Origin of the sequence: Bartonella sp. CR84HXZ (assembly GCF_042194535.1) — a bacterium.
GTDB classification, from domain to species: Bacteria; Pseudomonadota; Alphaproteobacteria; order Rhizobiales; family Rhizobiaceae; genus Bartonella; species Bartonella grahamii.
The window spans coordinates 1-1,139 of sequence record NZ_JBHIMY010000093.1 but is presented as its reverse complement, the minus strand read 5'-3'; the positions used below and the strand labels follow the sequence as shown (position 1 = coordinate 1,139).

The following is a 1,139-nucleotide window of genomic DNA, read 5'->3' as shown; positions in this document are numbered from 1 at the left end:
TTTGACCTTTCTTGAAAAATAGGAAGCCATTTTTCTGGAGATTGTCCAACTTCATCCATAATGGTCTCTAGGAGTTCAATATTCTTGGTGGTGCCACTTAAAATGGCTATTTCATCATCAAAGCCCCGTAAATTCAGTTCTGCTACAACTGAACTTTGTCCTTGTTTGATGAGAAAACGCCGTGACTCACGGCTTAATTCTGATTGTATCAGGTTAAATTCTCTGTCCGATAATTTAAAACCTTCTACATAATCCCCATGATTGCCCTTTTGATTGGGAAAATAAATCTGTGTGGGGCATTGCTCTATAATGGTGTGAGCAATGGTCGAATTGATCGCATCTTTGGGAGATTGTGTCGCAAACAACATCAAACCATTTTGTTTACGAATAGTTTTCAGCCTGTCTTGCGCAAAGGCTTTAAAGGAATCATCCTCTAAGGCTTTCCAAAACTCATCAATGACAATGATAATACGACGTCCATCAATCAGAGACAAAATCCTATGAAAAAGATACATCATTAAAGGTGGACGAATTTCATCATTGTCTAAAAAATCCGTCATGTCATAACCAATAAATTTTGCATCAATGCCAATGTCGTCATCAGGATTGTCAAAAACCCACCCTAAGGCATTGCCTTTACACCATCTTTCTAAACGACCCGATATCCCCTCTCTATGCGTGGTATCAAAAAACATTTGTAAGGCAGAGATCGTCCGTTGTTCTTTTGGCAACAAGGCAAGCTGCTCAACAGCCGCCGTAATGTCTTGTCTTTCTGATTCACTGATCTTTTGATCTTCAGAAGAAACAAGCTTTATAATCCATTGGCGTAAAAAAACTCTATCTGCTGGATTGTTATAGTCTAAGCCTTTTAGCGGTGCTATGCCTGTCGGTTTACCATTCTTCAAGGGCATATAAGTGCCGCCACCCGCTCTGACAAAAAGTTCTGCACCCCGATCTTTGTCAAAAAAGACCATATTGGGATCATGCTTTTGAAGTTGTGCTAAAAGAAAATTGACAATAACCGTTTTCCCAGAACCAGAGGGACCACAAACAAACGTATTGCCTAAATCACCAAAGTGAAAGTTAAAATAAAACGGTGAACCAGCAGAGGTTTTCATCAAGGCTACCGCTGGTCCCCA

Annotated in this window: 1 pseudogene; it reads right to left on the bottom strand. The window is 40.0% G+C overall.

The features are described from left to right. A pseudogene (locus ACFIKD_RS09515) lies at positions 1 to 1,139 on the bottom strand (transporter); the annotation flags it as partial.